The sequence below is a fragment of the Actinomyces sp. oral taxon 170 str. F0386 genome, from assembly GCF_000195595.1.
GTDB lineage: Bacteria > Actinomycetota > Actinomycetes > Actinomycetales > Actinomycetaceae > Actinomyces.
On the sequence record NZ_GL882544.1, the window covers coordinates 166,833 to 192,772 of the forward strand.

Sequence of the window (25,940 nt, forward strand, 5' to 3'; positions counted from 1 at the left end):
TCCCTATTAGTCTGCGGCTCGCATGGCGCGCAGCTCCTTCTTGAGATCCTGGATCTCGTCGCGCAGCCGGGCGGCGAGCTCAAAGTGGAGGTCCTCGGCAGCGGCGTGCATCTGCTGAGTGAGCTCGTTGATGAGCTCAACGAGGTCTCCCTGCGCCGCCCCGGCGAGCTTCTCGCGCACCGTGGCCTCTGCCGCGTGCTTGCGCCGGGCTCGCACCGAGGAGTCCTCGTGCCCCCGGTAGCCGCCAGCCAGAAGGTCGGCGGTATCGACGTCCTCACGGGCGAGCATGTCGGTGACGTCGGCGATCTTCTTGCGCAGTGGCTGCGGGTCGATACCGTGCTCGGTGTTGTACGTCAGCTGCTTGGTGCGGCGCCGTTCGGTCTCCTCAATGGCCTCGGCCATGGCAGGGGTGATGGTGTCGGCGTACATGTGGACCTCACCGGAGACGTTGCGGGCAGCGCGCCCGATGGTCTGGATGAGGGAGCGGGTTGAACGCAGGAAGCCCTCCTTGTCCGCATCCAGGATGGATACCAGCGAGACCTCCGGGAGGTCCAGACCTTCACGCAGCAGGTTGATGCCGACGAGCACATCGAAGCGGCCCATCCGCAGCTCGCGCAGGAGCTCGACGCGTCGCAGGGTGTCGACGTCGGAGTGCAGGTACTCCACGCGCACGCCCCTCTCGGCGAGATAAGTGGTCAGGTCCTCGGCCATGCGCTTGGTCAAGGTGGTCACGAGGATCCGTTCCTCGCGCTCGACACGGGTGCGCACCTCCTCGAGCAGGTCATCGATCTGGCCCTCGGTGGGCTTGACGACGACCTTGGGGTCCACCAGCCCGGTGGGCCGGATGATCTGCTCGACGACGCCATCGGAGCGTTGGGTCTCATAGTCTCCAGGGGTGGCCGACAGGTAGACGGTCTGGCCGACGCGGTCCTCAAACTCGGCGAAGGTGAGGGGCCGGTTGTCCAGCGCGGAGGGCAGGCGGAACCCGTGGTCAACGAGAGTGCGCTTGCGGGAGGCGTCCCCCTCGTGCATGGCCCCGATCTGGGGGACGGTCACGTGGGACTCGTCGATGACCAGGAGAAAGTCCTCGGGGAAGTAGTCCAGGAGGGTGTTGGGCGGGGTGCCGGTCTCGCGCCCGTCGATATGCAGGGAGTAGTTCTCAATCCCCGAGCACATGCCGATCTGCTGCAGCATCTCCAGGTCGTACGTGGTGCGCATGCGCAGGCGCTGAGCCTCCAGGAGCCTGCCGTCGTGCTCGAGCTGAGCCAGACGCTCGGCAAGCTCGGTCTCAATGCCCTCGATAGCCTTCTGCATACGCTCGGGACCGGCCACGTAGTGGGAGGCGGGGAAGACGAACACCTGCTCAGCGGTGTCGATGACGTCGCCGGTCACGGGGTGCAGCGTGGCCAGGGCCTCGATCTCGTCACCGAAGAACTCGATGCGGATGGCGAGCTCCTCGTACATTGGGATGATCTCCACAGTGTCCCCGCGCACGCGGAAGGTTCCGCGGGTGAAGTCGATATCGTTGCGGATGTACTGCATCGTCACGAAGCGCCGCAGGAGCTCGTCACGGTCGATCTGCTGGCCCACCTCCAGGGGCGTCATCCGGTCCACGTACTCCTGGGGAGTCCCCAGTCCGTAGATGCAGGACACGGAGGACACGACGACGACGTCGCGGCGGGTGAGCAGGGAGTTGGTGGCACTGTGGCGCAGGCGCTCGACCTCGTCGTTGATGGAGGAGTCCTTCTCGATGAAGGTATCCGTCTGAGGAACGTATGCCTCGGGCTGGTAGTAGTCGTAGTAGGAGACGAAGTACTCCACCGCGTTGTTCGGGAGCAGCTCGCGGAACTCGGCGGCCATCTGGGCGGCCAGGGTCTTGTTCGGCTCCAGGATGAGGGTGGGGCGCTGGACCTGCTCGACGAGCCAGGCGGTCGTCGCGGACTTTCCGGTACCGGTGGCGCCCAGCAGGACGATGTCCTTCTCCCCAGCCCGGAGGCGCTCGGTCAGCTCGGCGATCGCCGTGGGCTGGTCCCCGCTGGGTGAGTAGGGACTGATGACCTCGAAGGGTTTGGCTGCGCGTTGGAGCTCGGTAACGGGACGCATGCCCTCAGGCTACGCGGTCCCTCCGACACCATTGACACCTCTGATCGCGCGGTCGGCTCGTTCATCATCCTGCGATCCGGCTGTCACCACACAGATACGTCTTTGTATCCAGGAAGGAACCTTCCAATCGAGTTCGCCTATTACGGTGGTCCCCGCAGGACGCCGGGTCGTCCCGTTCCACGTTCATGTGGATACTCATTAGGCCCGCCTCTGCGCCCCGTCTTCATCCCCTGAGTCCAAGGATCTTTCATGGCTTTCATCGTCGCCTTCTCCGCCACCGTCGTCGGTGCCTTCGGGCCAGCCCGCGCAGCCTCCCGGCGCAGCCGTTGACTCGGCTGACCACACCTACCGGTTCTATCTATCTCTCGGTTCCGCCCCACTCCACGGCGGTGAATCCGGTCCGTGCAGGCGCAGGAACCAGATTCTGTTCCGGGACCGCCTCCTGAGGCACGTCACCGATGATGACGTAGACCCGGATGAAGGTGTCCGGGATAGCATCAGCGCCGGAGGAGACGTCTGTGAAGCGGTAGACGGCTTTGCGAACGTACTCATCAGTGGCGAAGGTGACCAGGGCTCTGCCCCGCTCGGCAATTCGCGGCCCCCAGAAGGTGATGAACTCGGCCGTCTCGTGCTCACTCAGTCCCAGGATGGACAGCTTCTCTTCCAGAAAGCCGGTGGCTGTGTCTGCCTCAACGACGAACCCATCGTTCTGAGTTCCGCCGATGGGCCCCTCCCCCTCCCAGAACAGTGACGGGTAGTGTCGCCCTGCGACATCGGTGAGATCCCCGTCGGGAGATGCCGTCATGTGCCATGTGACGGCACCATCCGCTTGCGTCTGTGGCGTCGGATAGGTGTAGGTCAGTGTCCCGTCATAGTCCAGGGACACCGAGAGTTCCGTTGTCTTCGTGGGGTAGAGGTACAGAACTGGTTTCTTAGACAGCGACTCGTTGGGCTCTTCACTCGGTTCCGAGCTCGACTTCTGAGTGCTACAACCCGTGAGCACTCCAAGTCCCGTGAGGCCCCCGAGCATGACGAGGTTCCGACGAGTGGGGACGGCCATTGGCGGTCGCGGCATGACGACTCCTCTTCGTAGGGCTGACACGTCTGACCCGACGGCGGTTGGAGCTCCGCCGCGCCCTGTCTCACTCTAGGAGCCTGCTCGATGGTCGCCGATGGGGACACCTCCCCCGTGGTCAGGAGATGGTTTCCGACTCCTTGATCCGGGTGCTCCAGAGCCTGTCGACATCAGCACTCAGCTGATCGATCGATCCTGAATTGGACAGGACGATGTCGGCGACGGCTCGGCGCTCCTCATCGGTCGCCTGAGAGGAGATACGGGCCAGTGCCTCATCGCGCTTCATACCTCGCCTGGCGAGTCGTTCCAGACGCAGCTCGAGGTTGGTCTCCACGACGACGACAAGGTCGAACAGGTCTTGCATCTGGCCCTCGGCAAGCAGTGGAACGTCGTAGACCGCTACCTGCCCGGCCGGAACCGTCTCCATCCGTGCCCAGGCCTCAGCAGCGATGAGAGGCAGAAGAATCTCCTCCAGGCGCGCACGACGCAGCTCGTTGGAGAAGACCATGTGCCCGAGGGCGCTGCGGTCGAGAGAGCCGTCGGAGGCGAGGATCTCCTCCCCGAACTCCGCCACCACAGCAGCGAGACCGTCACTGCCCGGACTGACGACGTCGCGAGAGATTTCGTCAGCGCTCGTCACGACCGCGCCGTGAGCCTCCAGCAGCGCGGCGACGGTCGACTTACCAGCACCAATGCCACCGGTGAGTCCCACGCGCAGAGCGCGATCCGTGGGACGGCGAACGGTCCGGGCTGCAGGTGTGTGGCGCATGCCCCCATCATGCCGTGCCCTGCCTGACCGAAGCCAGTGCGTTCCTCCCGGGGAGCAGCAACAGAAGTGGCCCCTCAGCCGGGTTATGGGACGTCCCCCTCACCGGCCTTCGCCGCTGCGGTTGAGCCCGGCCGCCTTCTTCCCCCTCGTCCTCGGCCATAGGGGGCGATGCGTTCCTCAACCCGCGCCAGAGCCTCAGCCGCCCGACGCGGAGGACGCACGCAGCGCGACACCTGGGTCGACGCTCGCGAGATGACCTCTCGGACGATCGGTGCTCGTGAGCTGTCATCCTCCACGCCCTCCACGAGCACCTCTGCCAGAGCGGAAAGCACCTGAACCGCGATAAGGGGGTCGCCGACGGCGTCGGCAAGTATCCCGCACCGCTCCCCCGGCCGGTTCATGGGCCAGCTCGCCATCGCGTCCAGGCACTGCTGCCATGCCTGGCGGCTAGCGGCATTGTCACCACGCGCCTGGGCGGCGTGCGACGCCAGCGCCAGCGCCGCGCAGGCAGTCTCCGTCCATCCCTGGCTCAGACTCAGCTCCGCCGTATCGAGGTGCTCCTTCTCCGCTCGCTCATTGGCACCCAGTGCGGCCAGCAGCCGCCCGAAGGCCAGACGAAGGTCAACGACCAGCTCCAAGGCCGAGTCGTCGACGACCTCGGACAGCGAGGCACTCACGGCCTCCGCCGTCGACATGGCGCGCTGACGCACCGAGTCCATCCCGTAACCGCGCGACAGGGTGAGCAGCTCACGCACCTCTTTGAGCAGAGCCCCTTGGTTGCGCAGCCGTGACCGGTCCGCCGGCACTGCGCTTGTCACTGTTCCGTAAGAGCGACTGGCCAACCCAGCGGCCTCCGCCGCCATCCTCATCTCGATCCGGTATGAGACGCCGTTGTTGCCGTTGCGGGCATCGAAGCGAACAGCGATGCCACGCGCGAAACTGGTCATCATGTCGTAGGCGTGCGCTACCGTGTCCCAGGCAGTCAGCTCCAAATTCCCCCATGGAGTCTTCCAGCTCAATGAGGCGCCCAGAGCACGGTTGCCGTAGTCGGACCTGTTCGCCTCCCTCACGACGAGCGCCAGCCCGACGGCCGTGTTCATCAACCGCCAGGCCGAGGCCTCGGACACGCCCTTCACACGGGTGTGACGCATCAGCGCGATGGCACGCTGCCACTGTGAGGACAGACCGAGGTACTCAAGCCTGTCACCGAAGGACTGAAGCGCGACAACGTCGGGAAGCTGGATCTGGCTGAGGGACGCGAAGGCGTCCTCGGCCTCAACAAGCCGCTTGTGCGCCAGATAGGGAATCAGCACAGCACCCAGCCCTTGCGCCGTCTCCACAGGATCGGCCTCGGCACGGTTCGGCGCTGCCGTCGTCGTGCTGATGACGCCGGAGTAGTCGTCATGCATGCGGGCGGTCGCCAGTACCGCACCAGTATCGGTCGTCTCGCCGAAGGAGAACAGTCTCGCCTCGCGAAGCTGTTCGAGAGCCTCATCCCTGAGCCCGAGAACGGCGGAGAGCTCCACCCGTGCATAGCGCAGTGGAAGCGTCGAGTACCCGTGGGCGGACCTGATGTCCTGACAGAAGGAGATCGCCTGGTCAAGACTCTCCTTGCTCGTGTCCGGATCCTGGCCGAGCTGTACCAGCCACGCCCGGTCGACGGTGGACAGCACCTGCGCCATACGCTCGGGCGACTCCTGCGGATCCGGCTTCTCAGAACCGTCAGCCGTGATCGTCTTCCATAGGGCCGCCGCACTGGCACGACTGGGGCAGACGGGGTCGACATCCTCCAGAGCACGGGCTATGTCGTCCCAATAGCGCATCAAGTCTCCATCGGTCGTCGCGTACGAATCGTCCTGCTGGGCAGGGAGCACCTGCTTCGGCTACAGCCTCGCACGCCGGCACCATCCGGGCGATGGGGAGAAGGCACCAGCACCTGAGGGTCTCTGCCTACGGTTCAGGCAGAGACCCTCAGAGGATGTCAGCGATCAGTCCTGATCAGTGACGAGATGCAGTTGCCTGCTCAGTTGCCGGTGAGCTTCTCGCGCAGGGCGGCCAGCGCCTCGTCGGAGGCCAGTGTGCCGGAGGCCTCGGAGGCAGCCGAGGAGTAGGAGGTGTTACCCGCGGGGGCAGCCGGCGCGCCAGACTCCTGCTCCTCCTCCATGGCCTTAGCGACCTGAGCCTTGTGGGCCTCCCAACGGGCGTGAGCCGCCGCGTACTCGGCCTCCCACGCCTCGCGCTGGGCGTCGTATCCCTCGAGCCACTCGTTGGTCTCCGGGTCGAAGCCCTCGGGGTACTTGTAGTTGCCCTGCTCGTCGTACTCGGCCGCCATGCCGTAAAGGCTGGGGTCGAAGTCCTCGGAGGCGGGGTCGACGCCCTCGTTGGCCTGCTTCAGCGACAGAGAGATGCGACGACGCTCCAGGTCGATATCGATGACCTTGACGAAGACCTCGTCACCGACCTTGGCCACCTGCTCAGGCACCTCGACGTGGCGCTGAGCCAGCTCGGAGATGTGGACCAGGCCCTCGATACCGTCCTCGACGCGGACGAAGGCACCGAAGGGAACCAGCTTGGTGACCTTGCCGGGAACGACCTGGCCGATGGCGTGAGTACGGGCGAAGGCCTGCCACGGGTCCTCCTGGGTCGCCTTGAGCGACAGGGACACGCGCTCGCGGTCGAAGTCGACGTCCAGGACCTCGACCGTGACCTCGTTGCCGACCTCGACGACCTCGGAGGGGTGGTCGATGTGCTTCCAGGACAGCTCGGAGACGTGGACCAGACCATCGACGCCGCCCAGGTCCACGAAGGCACCGAAGTTGACGATCGATGACACGACGCCGGAGCGGACCTGTCCCTTCTGGAGGGTCTGGAGGAAGTTGGTGCGAACCTCGGACTGGGTCTGCTCGAGCCAGGCGCGGCGGGAGAGGACCACGTTGTTGCGGTTCTTGTCCAGCTCGATGATCTTCGCCTCGAGCTCGCGGCCCACGTAGGGCTGGAGGTCACGCACACGGCGCATCTCCACCAGGGAGGCGGGGAGGAAGCCGCGCAGACCGATGTCCAGAATGAGGCCACCCTTGACAACCTCGATGACGGACCCCGTGACGACGCCGTCCTCCTCCTTGATGCGCTCGATCGTGCCCCAGGCACGCTCGTACTGCGCACGCTTCTTGCTCAGGAGCAGACGGCCCTCCTTGTCCTCCTTCTGCAGGACAAGGGCCTCGATCTCATCGCCGACGGAGACGATCTCGTCAGGGTCGACGTCGTGCTTGATGGACAGCTCGCGAGCGAGGATGACGCCTTCGGTCTTGTAGCCGATGTCGAGGAGGACCTCATCGCGGTCGACCTTGACAACAGTGCCCTCGACGATGTCGCCGTCATCGAAGTACTTGATGGTCTCGTCAACGGCGGCGAGGATCTCCTCGGTCGAGCCGATGTCGTTGACGGCGACCGGGGCGGGGCTGGGCGTAGTGGTTGTCATTGAGTGGATGCTCCGAATGCGGATAGTTGGATCGGGTTGATAGAGACTGCGTGCTCCCCAGCGATGCAAACCGGCCCGGACCAATTCATCACCCTGGTTGGATTACTCTCATAGGAGACGCCCAGGAGCGCACGAGTGAACCTTAGCAGCACGTGACGAATCCGTAACTAGAGGATCCTCAAGCATTCTCCCGTACACGCGTGCAATCGCTCACGTCATCTGACAACTAGGTGTCAAAAGGATGACGCAGCGATCTCATTCACATATCAACGGCTTTCTCAGGCACTGATCGACGGCTTCTGGAGCAGATCTAGTGGGCTGCCTCACGCCAGGTGCGTCCCCGTCCGACAGCGACATCCAGAGGGACCGAGAGCTCGGCAGCCCCGCCCATCTGCTCCTTGAGGAGCGTCTCAACCGCCTCGACCTCTGCGGAGGCGACCTCGACCAAGAGCTCATCATGGATCTGCAGTAGAACACGACTGCTCAGTCCCTGCTCGCTCAGCGCGCGGTCAACATCGATCATGGCCTTCTTGACGATGTCGGCAGCACTGCCCTGGATGGGGGCGTTGAGAGCGGCCCGCTCAGCCATCTCTCGGCGTTGCCGGTTGTCGCTGGTCAGGTCGGGCAGGTAGCGACGGCGACCGAACATCGTCTGGGTGTAGCCATCGCGACGTGCCTGCTCCACCACGGACTCCAGGTAGTCATGAACTCGTCCGAACCTGGCGAAGTAGGCGTTCCTCAGGTCTGCGGCCTCAGCGTTACCGATACCGAGCTGACGGGCCAGTCCGAAGGTGGACAGACCGTAGGCCAGGCCGTAGCTCATGGCTTTGACATGGCTTCGCTGCTGGGCGGTGACGTCGTCGACATCGATGCCATGGACCAGGGCGGCGACGTAGCGGTGTAGATCCTCCCCGCTGCGGAAGGCCTCGATCAGCGCCTGGTCGCCGGACAGGTGCGCCATGATGCGCATCTCGATCTGGGAGTAGTCGGCGGTCATGAGGCACTCGTAGCCCTCGCCGACGGTGAAGGCCTGGCGGATACGCATCCCCTCCTCGTTGCGGGCTGGGATGTTCTGCAGATTGGGGTCGGTCGACGACAGCCGCCCTGTGGCGGCGATGGTCTGCTGGAAGGTGGTGTGGATGCGCCCGTCGCTCTGGATGGCCTTGCGCAGCCCTTCAACCGTCTGCCTCAGCTTGATGGCGTCGCGGTGCTCCAGAAGGTTCTCCAGGAAGGGGTGCGAGGTCTTGGCGTACAACCCGGCCAGAGCCTCGGCGTCGGTGGTGTAGCCGGTCTTGGTCTTGCGGGTCTTGGGCATCTTCAGCTCGTCGAACAGGACGGCCTGGAGCTGCTTGGGGCTGGAGAGGTTGAGCTCGCGCCCGGCTGCGGCGTAGGCACCCTCGGCTGCGTGCGTCACGCGGGCGTCGAGCTCAGTCTCGCGGACTGCGAGCACGGCGTCGTCGACGGCGATACCGACGTCCTCCATGACGGTCAGAGTCGCGGCCACAGGCATCTCCAGGTCGGCGAAGAGCCCCAAGGCATCACGATCCGCCATCTGCTCATCGAGCACGACCTGGAGCGGGAGCAGGACGGCGGCCCGACGCGCGCTGGCCAGGTGGGCCGCGGGGACGGCGTCGGAGGCGAGAGCATCGAGGTCGAAGGCGCTCTGGGACTGGCTGGAACCTGCATCCGCCTGATTCTGCCCCTCACCGACGACTGCCAGGTCGATGCCGAGCCAGCGCTGGGTGAGGGTATCGACGTCATAGCTGCGCTGCTCGGGGCGGCACAGGTATCCGGCCAGTGAGGGGTCCGCGACGACGCCGTCCATGGTGAGTCCCCGGGCTCTCAGAGCGTGCCAGCTTCCCTTGGCGTCTGCGACCAGCTTGGGGCGCTCGACGTCGGCCAGGAGCTCGGCCAGAGCAGCCTCGTCCTCGGGCAGGATCTTGGTGAGGTCGATGGCCACCGCGCGGACGCCGTCGGAGAGCGAGACGAGTGCAGCATCACCCTCCACAGGCTTGAGGACCCCGACGACGTCGACTCCCAGGAGACGGGAGCCATTGCCGTCGTCCGCCGACAGGTTGGTCTCCAGCCACTGAGACAGACCTCGCGCCGCGAGATCATGGCCAAGTGAGGCGAGCTCCAGGCTCTCCAGTGCTCCTAGAGGTCCGGATGCCTCGCCTTCGACGGGCTCGGCGTGGTTGGAGGTGTCGGTGAAGGTCAGGGTACGCAGCGCCCGCTGGTGCAGGGTGCGGAACTCCAGCGCCTCGAAGACGCGTGCCAGGTCGGCGCGGTCGGCGCCCGAGACGCGCAGGTCTTTTCGGGGGGCGACTCCCAGGTCCAGGTCGGTGAGCAGGTGGTTGAGACGGCGGTTGCGCATGACGTCGTCGAGGTGGTCTCGCAGTGACTGCCCGGCCTTGCCCTTGATCTGGTCGGCGTGAGCAATGACGCCGTCGAGTCCGTCGTAGAGGTTGATCCACTTGGCGGCGGTCTTGGGGCCCACGCCCGGAACCCCCGGTAGGTTATCGCTGGTCTCCCCCACGAGGGCGGCGAGGTGCGGGTAGCGCTCGGGCGTCACCCCGTAGCGACCCTCAACCTCCGCCGGCGTCATACGGCGCAGCGTGGAGACACCCTTGACCGGGTAGAGCACGGTGCACCGCTCGGTGACGGTCTGGAAGGAGTCCCGGTCTCCGGAACAGAGAAGCACCTCCATCCCCTCCGTCTGGGCAGAGGCCGCCAGGGTGGCCAGGATGTCGTCCGCCTCGTAGCCCGGGGCGGTAAGAGCCTTGACGCCCATGGCTTCCAGGACCTCCTCGATGAGCTCGACCTGCCCGAGGAAGGGCTGTGGCGTCTCATCGCGGGTTCCCTTGTACTCGGCGTACTCCTCGGTGCGAAAAGTGCCTCCCGGCAGGTCGAAGGCAACCGCCACATGCGTGGGTCGCTCGTTCTCCAGGAGCGAGAGGAACATGGAGACGAAGCCGTGGACCGCGTTGGTGGACTGGCCGGTCGATGTCGTGAAGTTGTCGACCGGCAGCGCGTAGAAGGCGCGGAAGGCCATGGAGTGGCCATCGATGAGAAGAAGCCGCTCGGGAACCGAGTCTGAGGGGCTCTGAGGTGTTGGGCTCGTCGCAGGGCTGGTCGCGGTGGTGCTCACCGTGCCAGCCTAGGCCCATGAGCCATCCACAGTCCGACTCGCCCCTCTCCCCCGTCAGCGGAGGAGAGCCCTTCGACTCTCAGGCTTCTCCCGTCTCCCCACCCTCTCCCGTATCCTCTACGCCTCTTGATCCCACCGGTTCCGCACAGTGCGGTAGGTCCGGTGAGCCCGTCTCCGCCGAGTCTCCCGTGAAGTCGGAGACGGTCGAGTCCGCAGACTCCTCCAGCTCACCTGCGATCGTGGGGCCGCTGGGTCCCGTGGGCCGCGTCACTGCGGCCTCCTACTCCGGTGCGAGCACCGCGGCCGTGGCCTTCCCGGACCCAGCCCGGCGCCCGTACCCCGATCCTCGTCCCGCCGGTTCCGCCGTCTCCGCCTCCTCCGCGCTGCACGCGGTGCTGGAGGACAGTGAGGAGGGAACGCTGATGGACACGCTCGGGATGGAGGTGGTGACCCGCGATCCGGACCGCACTGAGGTCCGGATGCCGGTTGAGAGAGCCCGACAAGTCGTGGGGATCCTTCACGGCGGCGCCACGGCCGCGCTCATTGAGACAGCCGCCTCTGTAGCAGCACGTGCGGCGGCGCCCGAAGGCGTCATCCCGGTCGGGGCGGAGCTGACGGTCAGTCACCTGCGTTCCGTGTCCCGGGGCTGGGTGACGGCCACTGCATCCCCCCTGCATCGCGGTCGTCGTACGGTGGTTTACCAGGTGGCAGTGACTGACGAGGACGAGCGGACAATCGCCGTCGGGACGCTCCGCAGCCTGTTCACCTGACACAGCGGGAAGGACGCGTTCAGTCCTTCTTGCCAGCCCCCACCTGCTCGATGACGGCGTCGGCCACCTCGCGCATGGTCAGACGTCGGTTCATGGAGGTCTTCTGCAGCCACCGGAATGCCTCCGGCTCGCTCAGTCCCATGCGCTCCATGAGCAGGCCCTTGGCCCGATCAACGCGCTTACGGGTCTCAAAACGCTCAGTGAGGTCAGAAATCTCACTTTCCAGAGAGATGATCTCCTCGTGGCGGGACATAGCGATCTCAAGCGCCGGAATGAGGTCCGCCGGGGTGAAGGGCTTGACGACGTAGGCCATGGCACCGGCGGCGCTGGCTCGCTCCACCAGTTCGGTCTGGGAAAAGGCAGTCAGCATGACGACGGCGCAGTTGTGCTTCTCAAGAATCCTCTCGGCCGCCGTGATGCCGTCCGTCACCGGCATCTTGACATCAAGAACGCACAGGTCAGGCGTGTGTTCGTCGGCCAGATGGACGGCCTCCTCCCCATCTGAGGCCTCAGCGACGACCTCGTACCCGGCGTCGGTGAGGGTCTCGACGATGTCGAGGCGGATGAGGGTCTCGTCCTCAGCGACGAGTACCCGACGGGATCTGGTGGTGCTGGACTCATTGCTCACGGCTGCGATCCTAGTATGATCTCGCTGTTGGCGCCCCCGCAGAGCGGGAACCACACGCCTCCGTAGCCCAATTGGCAGAGGCATCCGACTCAAAATCGGAGTGTTGTGGGTTCGAATCCCACCGGAGGTACTCATCATCAAGAGGGGCCTCCCACCATGAAGGTGGGAGGCCCCTCTCAGTTGTTCAGCGGCGACGCTCAGACCTTGTAGTCGACCGTCTCACCCACGGTGTGAACACGGATCGAGTTGGTGGAGCCAGGCGTGCCCGGGGGCATACCGGCCACGATGACGACGGTGTCGCCTGGCTGCGCCAGGTGCTTGTCCTGGAGGATCTCGTCGACCTGAGCCACCATGTCATCGGTGTGCTCAACCTCGGGAACCTCGTAGCACTGCACGCCCCAGGAGACAGCGAGCTGGTTGCGCGTCTCATGCAGAGGTGTGAAGGCCAGCAGCGGCAAAGGCGAGCGCAGACGCGAAAGGCGCCTGGCGGTATCACCGGACTGGGTGAAGGTCACCAGGTAGGTGACGTCGAGGTGCTCACCCATCTCGGCGGCGGCGCGGGTCAGGGCCCCGCCGCGCGTCTGCGGGTAGGAGCCCAGGCCGGGAATGCGCTCCCCACCGTGCTCCTCGACGTTCTCGATAATGCTGGCCATGGTACGAACAGCCTCGATCGGGTAGGCGCCCACGGAGGTCTCTCCGGAGAGCATGACCGCGTCGGCGCCGTCGAGGATCGCGTTGGCGCAGTCGGAGGCCTCGGCGCGGGTGGGGCGCGGATTCTGGATCATGGACTCCAGCACCTGGGTGGCCACGATGACTGGCTTGGCCTGACGGCGCGCCAGCTCGATGGCGCGCTTCTGTACCAGCGGGACAGCTTCGAGGGGCATCTCCACACCAAGGTCGCCACGGGCCACCATGATGCCGTCGAAAGTGGAGACGATGTCGAAGAGGTTTTCCACCGCCTGAGGCTTCTCGATCTTGGCGATGACTGGGATGCGAACGCCGACCTCGTCCATGATCTCGTGGACGTCCTTGATGTCGTCGGCATCGCGCACGAAGGACAGCGCAATGAGATCGGCGCCGATCTTGAGCGCCCAGCGCAGGTCCTCGCGGTCCTTCTCGCTGAGGGCAGGAACCGAGACGGCGACACCGGGCAGGTTGATGCCCTTGTTGTTGGAGACGTAGCCGGGCACCTCAACCTTGGTGACGACGTCGGTGTCCGTGACGGCGACGACACGTACCGCGACGTTGCCGTCGTCGATGAGGAGCCGGTCGCCGGGGCGGCAGTCTCCGGGAAGTCCCTTGAAGGTGGTGGAGGCGCGCTTGACGGTGCCGAGGACGTCATCGATGGTGATCGTGAACTCGTCACCCTTGTTGAGCATGACCTTCTGATCATCGACGAATCGGCCCAGACGGATCTTGGGACCCTGGAGGTCCACCAGGACGGCGACGGCGCGACCGGAGGCGGCTGCGGCCTCGCGGATACGGGCGATGACCTCCTCCTGGTCCTCGGCACGGCCGTGGGAGCGGTTGATGCGCGCGACGTTCATGCCAGCGTCCACGAGCGCTTGCACCTGCTCGGGAGAATCAGTGGCGGGTCCGAGGGTACATACGATCTTGGCTCTACGCATGGGCTCAGGATACGGGACGCCGGGCCCTGTGCACGAGGACGAATCCCGGCACTCGTCAGGTTGCGACCATCCTCACCCGGATTCCTTCCACCCGAGAGGCAGGCCGGCTGCCCGAGTGGGTCTCTACGCCTCTACCTCATCGTGAACGGCTGACGCCGCAGCGCCGGATTCCACCGGCGAGGTGCCCTCGGGTGAGTCCTCCTCAGAGGCGTCGTCTTCTTCCGCATCACCCTTCTGCGTCTCCAGCCCGGATCGCTCGATGGCGCCACTGAGGGGCCGTCGGGACGAGATTGCCAGACCAATGGCGCCGACGAGGAAGATGACGATGGACGTCCACACGTTCAGGCGCAGGCCGAGAATCGTCTCGGCCTCGTCAATGCGCAACATCTCGATCCACACCCGGCCAGCGGTATAGACCATGAGGTAGACCCACAGCAGCCTGCCTCCGGTGAGCCCGCGGCGGGCCAGCATCCTTCGTCCGATCCACACCAGCAGGGCGGCCCCGGCGAGGTTCCACAGGGCCTCGTAGAGGAAGGTCGGGTGAAACAGGGTACCGGGCGGGTAGGTGGAGCCGGCAGGCAGATGGGCGTCATCGATCTGGAGTCCCCAGGGCAGCGTCGTCGGCGCACCGTAGAGCTCCTGGTTGAACCAGTTTCCCAAGCGGCCGATCGCCTGCGCGACCAGCAGCGCCGGGGCTACGGCGTCGGCCAGAGGGGCCACACGTAGGCCGCGGTGGCGCAGGAGAAGCACTCCGGCCAGGACACCACCTGCGATGCCGCCCCAGATGCCCAGGCCCCCCAACCACACCTGCGGAATCAGTGCCAGGTCACCGTTCGGACCGAAGTAGGCCTCGGGCGAGGACAGGACGTGATAGATCCGGGCCCCGATGATTCCAGCCGGGACGGCCACAATGGCGACGTCGAGAACGACCTCCGGTTCTCCTCCTCGCGCCCGGTAGCGTCGATCAGACCACCACACGGCCACGAAGACCCCGGTGAGGATGCACAGGGCGTACGCCCTGATCGGGATGGGACCGATATGCCAGACACCCGAGGAGGGGCTCGGTATACCGGCGGGTATCGTTGCCGTGACCGACATCGCTGACATCATGGTGGAAAGCGTGGTGACAGGCACTCAGAGGACCTCTCGATGGGCGGAGGGGATCAGTGCTGGGTGGGCACCGGCGGCGACCAGCTCAGCGACGAACTGCTGGGGATCGGTGGAGCGGATGATCGCCTCACCGACGAGGACGACGTCGGCGCCGCAGCGGGCGAAACTCATGACGTCGTGAGGTCCCCGGACTCCCCCGGCCGCGATGCGTACAACCTGCGTGGGCAGAACATCCGTGACCTGATCGAACAGGCTGCAGTCGACGGCGAGCGTGTCAGGATCCCGGGTATCGATAGCGACGATACGGGCACCCGCATCGACCGCTGCCAGTGCCTCTCGGCGGGTTCTGGCCTCGACAACGGCACTCATGCCCAGGGAGTGGACTCTCTCAATGAGCCCTTCGAGCACCAGGGTCTCGAGACGGGCATCGAGCATGAGCAGGTCGGCGCCGTGAGCCCGAGCCTCATGCACCTGGTACGGGGTGACCACAAGGTCGTTGGCAAGGACGGGAAGGTCCACTGCCGCCCTGACGGCATCCAGGTCCTTGAGCGATCCTCGCGTCGCGCTGGGCCCGGTGACCACGGAGACGCAGGCGGCACCACCGGCGGCATAGAAGCAGGCCAGCATCCCGGGATCGCCGACTCCACTGAGGTCTGCAAAAGTCGCCGTCGAACGCTTGACCTCCGCGATGACCGTGACCGCGCGGTCGTCGGTGCGAAGTCTGGACAGGGCGCTGATGGCGCCGGGGGCCAGGCGTGAGGACTCTCGCAGACGAGTCAACGGGACGCACGAAGCCCGGCGGTCGACTGCCGCTCTGGCCTCGGCCACCATCGCCTCGAACGAGGTCATCACGCACCTCCTCGACCTCAGCTACCGGCGCTCCAGGAGGGCGCCCGTCCGTATCCATCGTGACGGCCTGAGGCCGTCTGTTGCAAATCGCTGAACCGCGTCGCCTGAGGAGCGCTCAATCAGGACGCTCTCCCACTCGCGCACCCAGATCACCGCCGGCCAGGAAGCAGGTGTGCTCGCCGGTGTGGCAGGCCGCTCCGACCTGGTCGACCTCAACCAGAACTGCGTCCCCATCGCAGTCCAGGTGAACAGCCTTGACGTACTGAGCATGCCCGGAGGTGTCCCCCTTGCGCCAGTACTCACGCCGAGACCGCGACCAGAAGGTCACCCGCCCCTCGGTCAGGGTGCGCCGGAGCGCCTCGTCGTCCATCCAGCCCACCATGAGCACATCACGTGAGTCGTGCTGCTGCACGACGGCGCAGACCAGACCATCTGCGTTGCGCTTCAGACGTGTAGAGATTTGAGAATCGAGAGCCACAGCTGCATTATGCACACTGATCCCCCGTCACCCCGGGGGGGGCCGAGCAGGGGCCCGAGGTAGACCCACATTCCTGGAAGGTTTCGCACCACGGCAAAAGCAGCGCACATCGCACCAAGAAGGATGGCCTCTCTCCCCGTGACGAGCTGCCGGCGCCGGCCTCTGGCGAATGCGAGCAGCCAGCGCACAACCAGGGCGACGGCGAGCACCTCCACCACGAGTGCGAAAGGGTTGTAGCCCAGAGCCGTCCACACGTCGCCGTGAATGAGCTCCCGAGTCGCCCGGGTGCCACCGCACAGAGGGCACCACAACCCCGTGATCCGATGAAGCGGACAAAGGTCCGGAAGTCCCGGAGAGTCTCGAGGCAGCGTTAGTGTCCGTAGGACGATGAAGCCGCCCGGCGCAGCCGCGAGTGCCATCAGAAGCCCCAGGCCTATTCGGCTGCGAAGAGGGAGGCGACCACGACACCTATCAAGACTTCTAACCATGAATCCCTCAGATCCCCAACATGCTAAAGTATATGATGAGGAAAGACACATAAATGACGTTGAACGCAGTGAAGATGCTCCCCATAGCCACTCCGGCGATCGACATTCCTTTATTCGTGGCACGCCCTTCATCCGCGGCACGCATCCCCTTCACGCCGACAACGATTGCAGGAATCCCGCACAATGCCCCGAGGTAGCAGTTGAAGAACACGCTCGCGATACCGAGTCCGAGCGCCCAGCCTCCCAGGGCATTGTCCTCGTAACGCCGCGGATCATAGACCCCGCCCCAGTACGCGCTAGGACCGTACGGCATGTAGGGGCCATAAGGAGTGGGCGGATATGGGTACTGCTGACTATACGGCTGGCCATAGGGCTGATGATACTGTTGGCCATAGGATTGCTGAGGTGGCCCCGAGTACGGAGTCATATGACTTCCAGCAGGAGACAGGTACGGGTCGGGCTGACTGCTCGAAGCATAGCCGGCACTGTAGTATCCGGCTCCACCGGCGAGTGAGCTTGTCCCACCCGAGAACGGATACTCTTGCGCAGACAGATCAGCATGATCGCCAGCATTTCCCTGCGAGTAAGGACCCGCCTGATAAGGATTCAAGTCACTCATTGTTCCCCCAGAGGACGAAGTACACTGTGCAGACTACATGACCAGGGGCATCACATCACCGTGACCGCACTCTGTCCTATGGGGACTACACCCCACCAGCGTCGCCTGAGAAATATCCCACCTCAAGGAATCAGCTCAAGACTGAAACAGCGGAACATGTGATGACCTCAATACATCACCATCTCGAGGGCGACCGCAATATGCGACCGCGTGATGATGGATTTTTTCGCTCTCCATGAGCTTAACGCACGGGGTGGCCGGCATCTCGTAGGGACTCCTTGGCCTCGGCAATGGTCATCGTTCCGTAGTGGAAGACTGAGGCCGCCAGGACGGCGTCGGCACCATGGTCTGCTGCGATGGCGAAGTCCTCAGGGGCTCCGGCGCCGCCTGAGGCGATGAGAGGAACTCGAACCTGCTCGCGGACGGCGTCGAGCATCTCGGTGTCGAACCCCTCGGTGACGCCGTCGGCGTCCATGGAGTTCAGGAGAATCTCCCCGGCGCCGAGCTGCGCGCCTCGAACCGCCCAGGTGACGGCGTCGATCCCGGTGGAGGTGCGTCCGCCGTGGATGGTCACCTCGTAGCCGGAGGGTGTGGAGACTCCGAGCGGGCACCGGCGTGCGTCGACCGACAGAACGACCACTTGGTTTCCGAAGCGCTGCGCCACCTCCGCCAGCAGCTCGGGACGAGTGATGGCAGCGGTGTTGATGCCGACTTTGTCCGCGCCCGCCCGTAGAAGCTGGTCCACATCGTTGACCGAGCGCACTCCCCCACCAACAGTCAGGGGGACGAACACCTGCTCGGCGGTACGGGACACCACGTCCAGCATGGTGGCGCGTCCTTCATGCGAGGCCGACACGTCCAGGAAGGTGATCTCGTCGGCCCCCTGAGCGTCATAGCGAGCAGCCAGCTCCACCGGGTCTCCGGCATCCTTGAGGCCCTGGAAGTTGACACCTTTGACGACACGGCCGTCGTGGACGTCAAGGCAGGGGATAACGCGGATGGCCACGCTCATGACTGATCCTGGGTTGTGGGGCGAGGAGATGCGGAGGCCTGGGGTGTAGCGGCCGGTGTTCCGCCCGTCTTTCCTTCGGAGGATCCGGAGGACTTGGCTGAGTCAATGGCGAGGACGTCAATGACCACGACAACGGGCTCGTTTCCCTGTGCCTGCTCCGCCGGCAGGGAGAGGACCACTCGCGAACCGACCGTGATATCGACCAGGTTCTGGGAGACGCCCACCAGCGCATTACTCATGTCGAGCTGCTTGGGCGGGGTCTGATAGCCGAAGGTCGATTCCTCAAGAGGCTGGCCTGTCGCCCAGCTGACCATCGTGGTGCGAGCGATGAGCTTGTTCTGCGGGCCGATCTGAGGACCGGTGCCCTTGATGAGAACTGACGTGGAAGCGCGAGTAGGAGCCGGGAGGCCAGCACTGCTGACCGTGATGGACCCGTCCGTTCCTTCACTGACGGTAGGGGCGCCGGGGGCAGGCTCCTTGGCCTCCCCGGTCGCCGTGGTGGGGAGGAGGTCGACGATGGTGATCTTCGTTGTCCTGGAACCGTCCTGCTCATCGGCGGGTTCACGAAGAACGATCCGTGTCCCTTCACGCTGGCCTGAGACCGCCGCGTTGATGTAGTCGCCCACCGCGGGACCCAGCATCCCCTGCCAGAGCTTGTAGCCGTCGGCGCTGCCGGTCGTGTTGCGCCCATCAAGGCCGGAGAACTGGGATACCTGAAGGATCACCGGCGAGCCCTCTGAGACCGCGCGACCCTGGCCTGTCTCGACGACGTCTGTCAGCACGTCACTGGGGGCTGACAGGGAGGCCTCATTGTTCAGGGCGATGGAGGGGGCCGAGCCCGAGCCGATTCGACCGCTGATCGTCAGCAGCTGGTTCAAGGGGGCACTGCCATCCAGCACGGTTGACTGGGCCACAGTGCTGTCCCCCGAGCCGTTCCTGCCCGAGATGAGCTTGTTGACGGCCAGGGGCACCAGGATCATCGCGAGGATGACGACACCGACAAGGGCGACGGCCAAGGGCCCCCTGGGCATACGGCCCAGAGGGCCTCCCAGGGCGCGCCGCGGCCTCGCCTGTGACTCATCTGACTCATCAACACCGCCACCTTGATGCTCAGGCTCGTCGTAATCGCCTTGCGGGTCGTTCGGGTAGGCGACACGGTGATAGCGGCTCTGGTCACCACCGGTCCTCGGTCTCATGGGTGGCGGACCGTTATCCACCGTCCGCTGAGGAGGAAGTCCTTGAGGCGAGGGGACGTTGATCTGCCAGTGAGCCTGCGGCTCGACGGCGGACGACGCCGTTGCGCCAGTGAGACGTGAGCCGGTGAATCGTGCCTCCTCTGCAGGTTGGGAGATCGCCGGCAGGTTCTCGGTGTGCGCGTCCTGCTGATTCTGCTGAGCCATCTCCTGAGCTCGTTCGAGCGCACGGCGCTGACGCCGGGTCAGGGGAACGCCTGCTCCGGAGTCCGGGCTGGAGGTAGTGCTCATGCTGTGTCTTCCGTCGGTCAACTCACCAGTGCTGTCAACGTTGCCATTCACACCCCGGTGGGGAGGTCGGTTACCGAGTGTTCCATGCTCTCCAGGAGTGCGTCGATGCGCTCATCCGCGGCGCGGAAAGGATCACTCAGGGTAACAGTCGGGGAGGCGCCGTCGTCGAGTCGAACGCCCACCCAGTCGACCGTCAGGTCACGGCGCAGGTCCTCGGCTCTGGCCACGACCGCACCGCGCAGGTGCGCGCGCGTTGTGGCAGGCGGGGTACTCATCGCACGTCGGCACGCCTCATCGTCGATGAAGCGGCGCAGCATGCCTGCGCTCTCCAGACGTTGGCGCAGACCCTGCCCGGGTGAGACGTCGTGATAGGCCAGGATCAGCCGGGTCACCCGCGGATCAGTGAGGTCAGTACCGTGCCGCTGACAGTAGCGGGTCACCAGCTGGTGCTTGGCCGCCCAGTCCAGTTCCGTGGCCACGCGTTCGGGCTGCTGAAGGCGGACGGCCTCAAGGCCTCGCTCCCACAGGTCCAGTGCGGCGGCGTGCAGGCCCGTCACCTCGATGTCTCCTCTGAGGGCGTGGTCACGCAGCCGCTCGAGGTGCTCGGCCTGCATCTCCAGCGCCGTCAGGGTGCGACCGTCGGAGCGCTCCAGAAGCGCACCCCCACTCAGATCGCGACAGGTTTCGCGAATGGCCCGCATGGGATCGGCCAGGGCCAGGTCCCTCAGGTCTCCCCCGGCCTCCAGATAGTCCAGAAGCAGGTCCATGGCCGCCACCTTGAGCAGGGTGGATCCCTGGGCGATGTTGGAGTCCCCGACGATGACGTGCATGCGGCGGTAGCGCTCGGCGTCAGCATGTGGCTCGTCACGAGTGTTGATCAGCGGTCTGGCGCGGGTCGTGGCCGAGGAGACGGCGTCCCACATCTGGTCGGCCCGCTGGGAGAAGACGTACCCCGAGTGTCCGGGACCGGCGAGGTGAGCCACGGGGCGCCTCTCGGCATCTCCTGTGATGTGGCCGGCACCAACGAGGATCTGCCGGGTCACCAGGTGTGGGACGAGGGTGCGCGCATCGTTCCAGAAGTCGCCTCGGCGGCGCACGAGGTAGTTCTCATGACAGCCGAAGCCGTTGCCCTCGGCGTCGAGGTTGTTCTTCAGCAGGTGGATCCGCCCGGGGACGCCTGCAGCGGACAGCCGGGCGTTGGCCTGCTGGGCAAGATCAGCCATGACCAGCTCGCCGGCGCGGTCCTGAGCGAGCAGATCCTCAAGGCGATCGCACTCGGCGGTGGCGAACTCCGGGTGTGAGCCCACGTCCAGGTAGAGTCGGGCGCCACCGCGGGTGAAGACGTTCGAGGAGCGCGATCGCTGAACCACCGGTTCAAAGAGTTCGCGAGCGGCGTGGTCGGCGTCCAGGGGCGGCAGGCCGTCCCCCGTGGGGGCGCAGGTGATGCCGTACTCGGTCTCCACCCCGATGATGCGACGTGCCGGGGGCCGCGAGCCGCTCATGCTCACTGGCCGCCCTTCTGGATGAACCCCTGGACGAAGGCCGCCGCATTGGACTCGATGACCGAGTCGATCTCATCGAGGATGCTGTCGACGTCACTGAACGGGCCGGCCACTGCTGCCTGCGCCGACGTCGATGTCCCGGCACCGACCTCCTCCTCGGTGTCCTCGGCGGTGGACTCGACGCCGGCGCGACGAACCTGTCCGTGAGACTGATCGGCATGCTGCGGCGTCATCAGGGCTCTCCTTCACTCGTCCTCTGGGACAGCGCGTCGGTGACGAGCGCTGTCAGGCTCAGTCTCTCGCAGGTGCTGCCCGACGACCAATTTCCTCCAGGATGGTTGCCGTCTCACCCGCTCCGACGGCGACGTCGTCGGGCAGGCGCAGACGCAGCAGGTCAGGGGCACCAGGGACGTCGAGAACGAGGCAGGTCCAGGAGGCGCTCACGATCTGCGGGTAACGGTTGATGGCGGTTCCGCGGATGGTAGCGCGCGTGCCCTCAGGAGCCACGTCGGCGGCGCGCTGGACCTCGGCCTCAGTGACCAGACGATGGATCCGGCCAGCAGCATCGAGCTTGTCGACGACGGAGCGTCCCGGGCGCAGATCAGCCCACTGGATATCAAGCGCAGCCAGGCGGGGATCGTCCCATCCGGTTCCCGACCGGCGGCGCATTCCCTCGCAGAGCTCGTACTTGGCGACCCACTCCACGAGCTGGGCGGCCGGGCCCGATCCATCGCTGCGCCACTGCTCCAGGGCGTCGAGGATCTGTCCCCACAGGAGCAGGGCGCGCTGTGCCTCTCGCTCGCCGGTGCGCTTCACGACTGGAGTAATGATCTCCAGATAGGCGCGCTGGATCGCCAGGGCGCTCATGGCTCCACCCTGTGTGGTCAGCTCGTAGGAGAGAGTGGGGTCGTGGGACACGGCCCAGTGCTCCTCAACGGGGTCACCGATGATCGCCAGGCGCCCCAGGTCACTCATGGTGTCCTTGAGCACGCCGGAGCCCTCCGCGTGTGCCTGCTCCAGGAGCCACACGAGCAGGTCGGTTGTGGCGACCTTGAGGTAGATGGGGACGTCGAAGCGGTTGGCGTCGCCGTTGATGACGTGCAGCCGGCGCCAGCGCGCGTCGTCGGCGTGCGGCTCGTCCCGGGTGTTGATGATGGGGCGGTTGAAAGTGGTCTGCAGGCCGATCTCGGACTCGACATAGTCGGCACGCTGGCTGATCTGGAAACCGGGCCGCTCACTGCGCTGGCCGATACCGACCCGCCCGGCGCCCACCAGCACGGGCCGGGTGATGAGGAAGGGGGTGAGGACCGCCGCCAGCTCCTCGAAGGGCAGCTCGCGTCTCACGAGGTAGTTCTCATGGGAACCGTAGGCGGCGCCCTTGCCATCGACATTGTTCTTGTACAGGACGACCTCCACTGGTGCACCGGCTGCGCCGGCGCCGCTACCACCGTCGCTCAGAGCCGTCATAGCGCGCCTGGCCACCACCTCTCCGGCCCGGTCCCAGATGACGGCGTCGTGGGGAGTGAGGACCTCCGGTGAGGAGTACTCGGGGTGGGCATGGTCCACGTACAGGCGAGCCCCGTTGACAAGGACTGCCGTCGTGGCACGGGGAAGCGCCGCCTCGGCGGCGCCGGGCCGGGCACGTGAGCCCCAAGGAGCCGGCGGCGGAGCGTCACCTGACGGCGCCGGACACGTAGGGTCGTCGGTGAGCTGGCTGGGATGGGCTGCCGACCGCTGAATCCTCCCACCACGCAGGTCGGCCAGAGGATCCTCCCCCTCGTAGTCCCATCGCACCGCGGGCACGTCGGCAGCGGTGCAGTAGGCCTCCACCATCTGGCTGGAGAGGACCACGGGGTTGGCGTAAGGGTCGTCCGGGCGCAGGACTCCGAACTCAGTCTCCAGGCCGATGGGGCGCCTCACCGGCCCCGGCTGAAAGCCGCCGTCGCTCATGTGCTCTCCCTTCCGAGCCTGCGCACGCTGCGGATCTGCAAGGCAGTGGCGCCGATGAGTCGGGCCCACCCCTCGGGGGTGGTGGCGCCGGTGATCTCCTCGTTCTGCCGGGCCTCGACCTCAACGGCCGAGCGGAGCCTGTTCGTGCTCAGTCCCCCCTCTCCCCCGGCGAGCTCGTCCTTGACGGAGGCCATCTTGGCCCGCGAGACGATAGCGGCCAGCAAAGCGCCACTGGCCAGGTCGGCGAGATGGACAGTGCGAGTGGTGGCGCTATCAGAAGCCGCGTGCGCCTCGGTGATCTCCAGGACAGCGGTGGTCTCGTTTCGCGCGTAGAGCGTCTCAACCACGACGCGACGCAGCGAGGCCGCAGCAGCCTCACGGTCTCCTCCGTGAGCCGCGAGCTCAGCGGGAGCCAGAGGCAGGTCGGCGGTGAGGTGTCGAGCGAGGATCTCCTCGGCGCCGGTCTCATCAGGCCGGTTGATGCGAACTTTCACGTCCAGGCGCCCGGGGCGCAGGATCGCGGGATCGATCATGTCCTCCCGGTTGGAGGCACCGATGATCACGACATTGCGCAGGGACTCCACGCCGTCGATCTCCGCGAGGACCTGCGGCACGATCATGGTCTCGACATCGGAGGACACACCGGTGCCGCGGGTGCGGAAGAGCGCCTCCATCTCATCGAAGAAGATGACCACCGGCCGGTCCTCGGCGGCGGCCTTGCGGGCCTGGTCGAAGATGGCGCGGATCTGACGCTCGGTCTCGCCGACGAACTTGCTCAGCAGTTCGGGGCCCTTGATGTTGAGGAACGCCGCCGCGCGTCCGTTCACGCCGGAGGTGCCTCCGGAACCGGCCAGCGAGGTGGCCACGGCCTTGGCAATGAGGGTCTTGCCGCAACCCGGTGGACCGTAGAGCAGCAGCCCCTTGGGCGCGCGCAACCCGTAGGCCTGGAAGAGCCGCGGGTGAGTGAAAGGCAGCTCGAGGGCGTCGCGGATCTGCTCGATCTGCGGCCCCAGTCCCCCGATGTCGGCCCAGGAGACGTCAGGGGTCTCTGCGACGACGAGCTGCTCGACGCTGGTGCGTTCGACGAGAGCCGTGGCGATGTCGGCGCGCAGGTCGGCGGCCAGGGTGTCCCCGGGCTTGAGCCCCTCTCCGGTCCCGGCTACGTGGCGCAGTGAGGAGGACAGGGTGAGGATCCTTGTACCCCCTCCACCGGTGGTCACCAGGACGCGGGCGTCGTCGAGACTCTCCTCGAGGGTGACGGCCTCGCCGGTGCGGGGCTCGGGCAGGATGGCGACGACGAGCATCTGGTCGTTGACGGCCACGAGCCGCCCGACCCTCAGGTCGGCGTCGTCCACGCCCGGGTGAACGTGTAGGAGCATCTGGCGGCCCGACAGGCTCACGGCAACCTCACGCTCCCGGGCCGTGTCTTCTCCGGCCCGCTCGGTGCTGCCGACGTCGGAGAGGCCCTGCGTGCCGGGAAGTCCGGTGAGCAGCCCCAGGGTGACCGGGGGGCGGGTGACGGCGTCGAGCTGCTGGCCGAGCTCGGTGATGCGCTCGCGGGCGGTGCCCAGGGCGGCGACGAGGCGCTCGTTCTTGGTGGCCAGGCTCACGGCCTGGGCGCGGGCCTCGCGCAGCTGGTAGCTGGTGAAGTCCTTGGCCGGCATGCGCAGGGACTGAGGCATTCCAGCTCCTGCTTCGGGGGCCTCAGACATCATCGCCGTCCTGGGCTTCATCGTCACACCCGCTCTGGACCGGCGTGGCGTCGGTGGGCTGTTTGGTCCGGCAGTCGCGCAGGACGCGACGGACCTTCTTGTCGGTGCTGGTGCGTTCTTTGACGTCGTCGGGCAGCCAGTAGCCGCCCTCGTCGTAGGCGCCGCGGGCGGGTGGACGCCTACGGGGCAGGGGCCGGGATCCGGCGGCCAGGCGACGAGCGGTCAGGAGGAACCCGGTGTGCGCCACCATGCGGTGGTCTGGGCGCACGGCCAGCCCGTCGACGTTCCAGGTGCGCACCATGGACTCCCAGGACTCGGGCTCGGTGAACAGCCCGCTGTGGCGCAGGGCCTCCACGGTACGCGAGAGCTGGGTGACGGTGGCGACGTAGGCCAGGAAGAGCCCGCCTGGGGCCAGGGCCGAGGACGCGGCCCCGACGTTCTCCCAGGGCGCGAGCATGTCCAGCACCACCCTGTCGATGCTGCCCGGTTCCACCCGAGAGGCGACGACGTCGGCGAAGTTCCCAGTACACAGCTCCCAGGCCGGATGGTGACGGCCGAACCAGGCGTCCACGTTGGAGGCGGCGATCTGGGCGAAGTCCTCACGGCGCTCGATGGACAGCAGATGGCCGTTCTCGCCGATGGCGGAGAGCAGGTTCATGGTCAGCGCGCCCGAACCGACCCCGGCCTCCAGGACACGGGCACCGGGGAAGATGTCACCCACGGCGATGATCTGCCCGGAGTCCTTGGGGTAGACCACCTGCGCGCCGCGAGGCATGGAGAGCACGTAGTCGGCCAGGAGCGGGCGCAGCAGGAGCAGCTCGTGGCCGGTGTCCGTCTCAATGACGCTGCCCTCGTCCAGACCGACGACGTCACGGTGGTGGAAGGAGCCGCGCACGGACTGGAAATAGCCCTGGGGGTCGAGCAGGAAGGTGTTCTTGCGGCCTTTGGTATCAGTGACCTGGATGCGTTCGCCGTAGCGAAAGGGGCCGCGGCGGCCGGCCTGGCCCAGGACCTCCTGAGGGTCCGGGCGCCGGGAGGGCGGTTGCTCTGTGGGGGCATCATGCTCTGGGGCGGACTCGTACTGGCTCATCACCGAGCAGTGTAGTCAGGGCCCATGACGCGGCACCTACGTAGATC

General features: G+C 66.0%; 21 protein-coding genes and 1 tRNA gene. 2 read left to right on the forward strand and 20 right to left on the reverse strand.

Annotation, left to right across the window (positions count from 1 at the left end; translation table 11 throughout):
* Positions 1-6: 6 nt before the first annotated feature.
* The 6 genes from uvrB to polA form a co-directional block, all read right to left on the reverse strand.
* A complete protein-coding gene (uvrB, locus tag HMPREF9056_RS08790) occupies positions 7-2,103 on the reverse strand; it encodes an excinuclease ABC subunit UvrB (protein ID WP_009404545.1) in 2,097 nt (698 codons plus the stop codon).
* Between the two features lie 358 nt (positions 2,104-2,461).
* Positions 2,462-3,178, reverse strand: a complete 717-nt coding sequence (locus tag HMPREF9056_RS08795; protein WP_034514330.1) for a hypothetical protein — start codon at positions 3,176-3,178, stop codon at positions 2,462-2,464.
* A 118-nt stretch (positions 3,179-3,296) separates the two neighbouring features.
* Positions 3,297-3,947, reverse strand: coding sequence for a dephospho-CoA kinase (gene coaE / locus HMPREF9056_RS08800; protein WP_172635257.1), 651 nt, complete (start codon positions 3,945-3,947; stop codon positions 3,297-3,299).
* 83 nt (positions 3,948-4,030) lie between these two features.
* The gene (locus HMPREF9056_RS08805) at positions 4,031-5,770 is read right to left on the reverse strand and encodes a hypothetical protein (protein WP_034514390.1); all 1,740 of its coding nucleotides are present in this window, start codon (positions 5,768-5,770) and stop codon (positions 4,031-4,033) included.
* A gap of 200 nt (positions 5,771-5,970) precedes the next feature.
* Complete coding sequence (gene rpsA, locus HMPREF9056_RS08810; RefSeq protein ID WP_009404553.1) at positions 5,971-7,425, reverse strand: 30S ribosomal protein S1; 1,455 nt, start codon at positions 7,423-7,425, stop codon at positions 5,971-5,973.
* 310 nt (positions 7,426-7,735) lie between these two features.
* Positions 7,736-10,573 (reverse strand): DNA polymerase I, encoded by a 2,838-nt coding sequence (gene polA / locus HMPREF9056_RS08815; protein ID WP_034514331.1) that lies wholly within the window; start codon positions 10,571-10,573, stop codon positions 7,736-7,738.
* A gap of 17 nt (positions 10,574-10,590) precedes the next feature.
* Here polA and HMPREF9056_RS08820 point away from each other — a divergent pair, with 17 nt between their 5' ends.
* Positions 10,591-11,343, forward strand: coding sequence for a PaaI family thioesterase (locus HMPREF9056_RS08820; protein ID WP_253269993.1), 753 nt, complete (start codon positions 10,591-10,593; stop codon positions 11,341-11,343).
* A gap of 19 nt (positions 11,344-11,362) precedes the next feature.
* On the opposite strand, the gene HMPREF9056_RS08825 is transcribed toward HMPREF9056_RS08820, so the two are convergent.
* Positions 11,363-11,971, reverse strand: coding sequence for an ANTAR domain-containing response regulator (locus HMPREF9056_RS08825; RefSeq protein WP_009404559.1), 609 nt, complete (start codon positions 11,969-11,971; stop codon positions 11,363-11,365).
* 56 nt (positions 11,972-12,027) lie between these two features.
* Between HMPREF9056_RS08825 and HMPREF9056_RS08830 the strand changes: the two genes are divergently transcribed.
* Positions 12,028-12,101 (forward strand) — tRNA-Leu (locus HMPREF9056_RS08830).
* Positions 12,102-12,168: 67 nt separating this feature from the next.
* Here HMPREF9056_RS08830 and pyk read toward each other — a convergent pair.
* The 13 genes from pyk to HMPREF9056_RS08895 all read right to left on the reverse strand — a co-directional run bounded on the left by pyk (position 12,169) and on the right by HMPREF9056_RS08895 (position 25,893).
* On the reverse strand, positions 12,169-13,599 hold the full coding sequence (gene pyk, locus HMPREF9056_RS08835; RefSeq protein WP_009404561.1) for a pyruvate kinase: 1,431 nt from the start codon (positions 13,597-13,599) through the stop codon (positions 12,169-12,171).
* A gap of 123 nt (positions 13,600-13,722) precedes the next feature.
* Complete coding sequence (gene lgt / locus HMPREF9056_RS08840; RefSeq protein ID WP_009404563.1) at positions 13,723-14,709, reverse strand: prolipoprotein diacylglyceryl transferase; 987 nt, start codon at positions 14,707-14,709, stop codon at positions 13,723-13,725.
* 24 nt (positions 14,710-14,733) lie between these two features.
* Positions 14,734-15,558 carry an indole-3-glycerol-phosphate synthase gene (locus HMPREF9056_RS08845; RefSeq protein ID WP_009404564.1) on the reverse strand — a complete coding sequence of 275 codons (825 nt, stop codon included), beginning with the start codon at positions 15,556-15,558 and terminating at the stop codon, positions 14,734-14,736.
* Between the two features lie 115 nt (positions 15,559-15,673).
* Positions 15,674-16,036: a phosphoribosyl-AMP cyclohydrolase gene (gene hisI / locus HMPREF9056_RS08850; protein ID WP_172635258.1), complete on the reverse strand. Its 363-nt coding sequence runs from the start codon at positions 16,034-16,036 to the stop codon at positions 15,674-15,676.
* A complete protein-coding gene (locus HMPREF9056_RS08855; RefSeq protein ID WP_050793031.1) occupies positions 16,003-16,455 on the reverse strand; it encodes a DUF2752 domain-containing protein in 453 nt (150 codons plus the stop codon). The genes hisI and HMPREF9056_RS08855 overlap by 34 nt, the downstream gene beginning before the upstream one ends.
* Positions 16,456-16,531: 76 nt before the next feature.
* Positions 16,532-17,143 (reverse strand): DUF4190 domain-containing protein, encoded by a 612-nt coding sequence (locus tag HMPREF9056_RS08860; RefSeq protein WP_366789009.1) that lies wholly within the window; start codon positions 17,141-17,143, stop codon positions 16,532-16,534.
* 241 nt (positions 17,144-17,384) lie between these two features.
* Positions 17,385-18,155, reverse strand: a complete 771-nt coding sequence (gene hisF / locus HMPREF9056_RS08865) for an imidazole glycerol phosphate synthase subunit HisF (protein ID WP_009404583.1) — start codon at positions 18,153-18,155, stop codon at positions 17,385-17,387.
* Positions 18,152-19,639 (reverse strand): hypothetical protein, encoded by a 1,488-nt coding sequence (locus HMPREF9056_RS08870; protein ID WP_253269994.1) that lies wholly within the window; start codon positions 19,637-19,639, stop codon positions 18,152-18,154. The genes hisF and HMPREF9056_RS08870 overlap by 4 nt, the downstream gene beginning before the upstream one ends.
* A 47-nt stretch (positions 19,640-19,686) precedes the next feature.
* Positions 19,687-21,147: a Pup--protein ligase gene (pafA, locus tag HMPREF9056_RS08875; protein WP_034514333.1), complete on the reverse strand. Its 1,461-nt coding sequence runs from the start codon at positions 21,145-21,147 to the stop codon at positions 19,687-19,689.
* Entirely contained in the window at positions 21,144-21,374 is a 231-nt protein-coding gene (locus HMPREF9056_RS08880) for a ubiquitin-like protein Pup (RefSeq protein ID WP_009404589.1), read from the reverse strand. The genes pafA and HMPREF9056_RS08880 overlap by 4 nt, the downstream gene beginning before the upstream one ends.
* 58 nt (positions 21,375-21,432) lie before the next feature.
* Positions 21,433-23,091 (reverse strand): depupylase/deamidase Dop, encoded by a 1,659-nt coding sequence (gene dop, locus HMPREF9056_RS08885; RefSeq protein WP_009404591.1) that lies wholly within the window; start codon positions 23,089-23,091, stop codon positions 21,433-21,435.
* Positions 23,088-24,803: a proteasome ATPase gene (gene arc / locus HMPREF9056_RS08890; protein WP_034514334.1), complete on the reverse strand. Its 1,716-nt coding sequence runs from the start codon at positions 24,801-24,803 to the stop codon at positions 23,088-23,090. The genes dop and arc overlap by 4 nt, the downstream gene beginning before the upstream one ends.
* Positions 24,796-25,893, reverse strand: a complete 1,098-nt coding sequence (locus tag HMPREF9056_RS08895; RefSeq protein ID WP_009404597.1) for a tRNA (adenine-N1)-methyltransferase — start codon at positions 25,891-25,893, stop codon at positions 24,796-24,798. The genes arc and HMPREF9056_RS08895 overlap by 8 nt, the downstream gene beginning before the upstream one ends.
* Between the last annotated feature and the right edge of the window lie 47 nt (positions 25,894-25,940).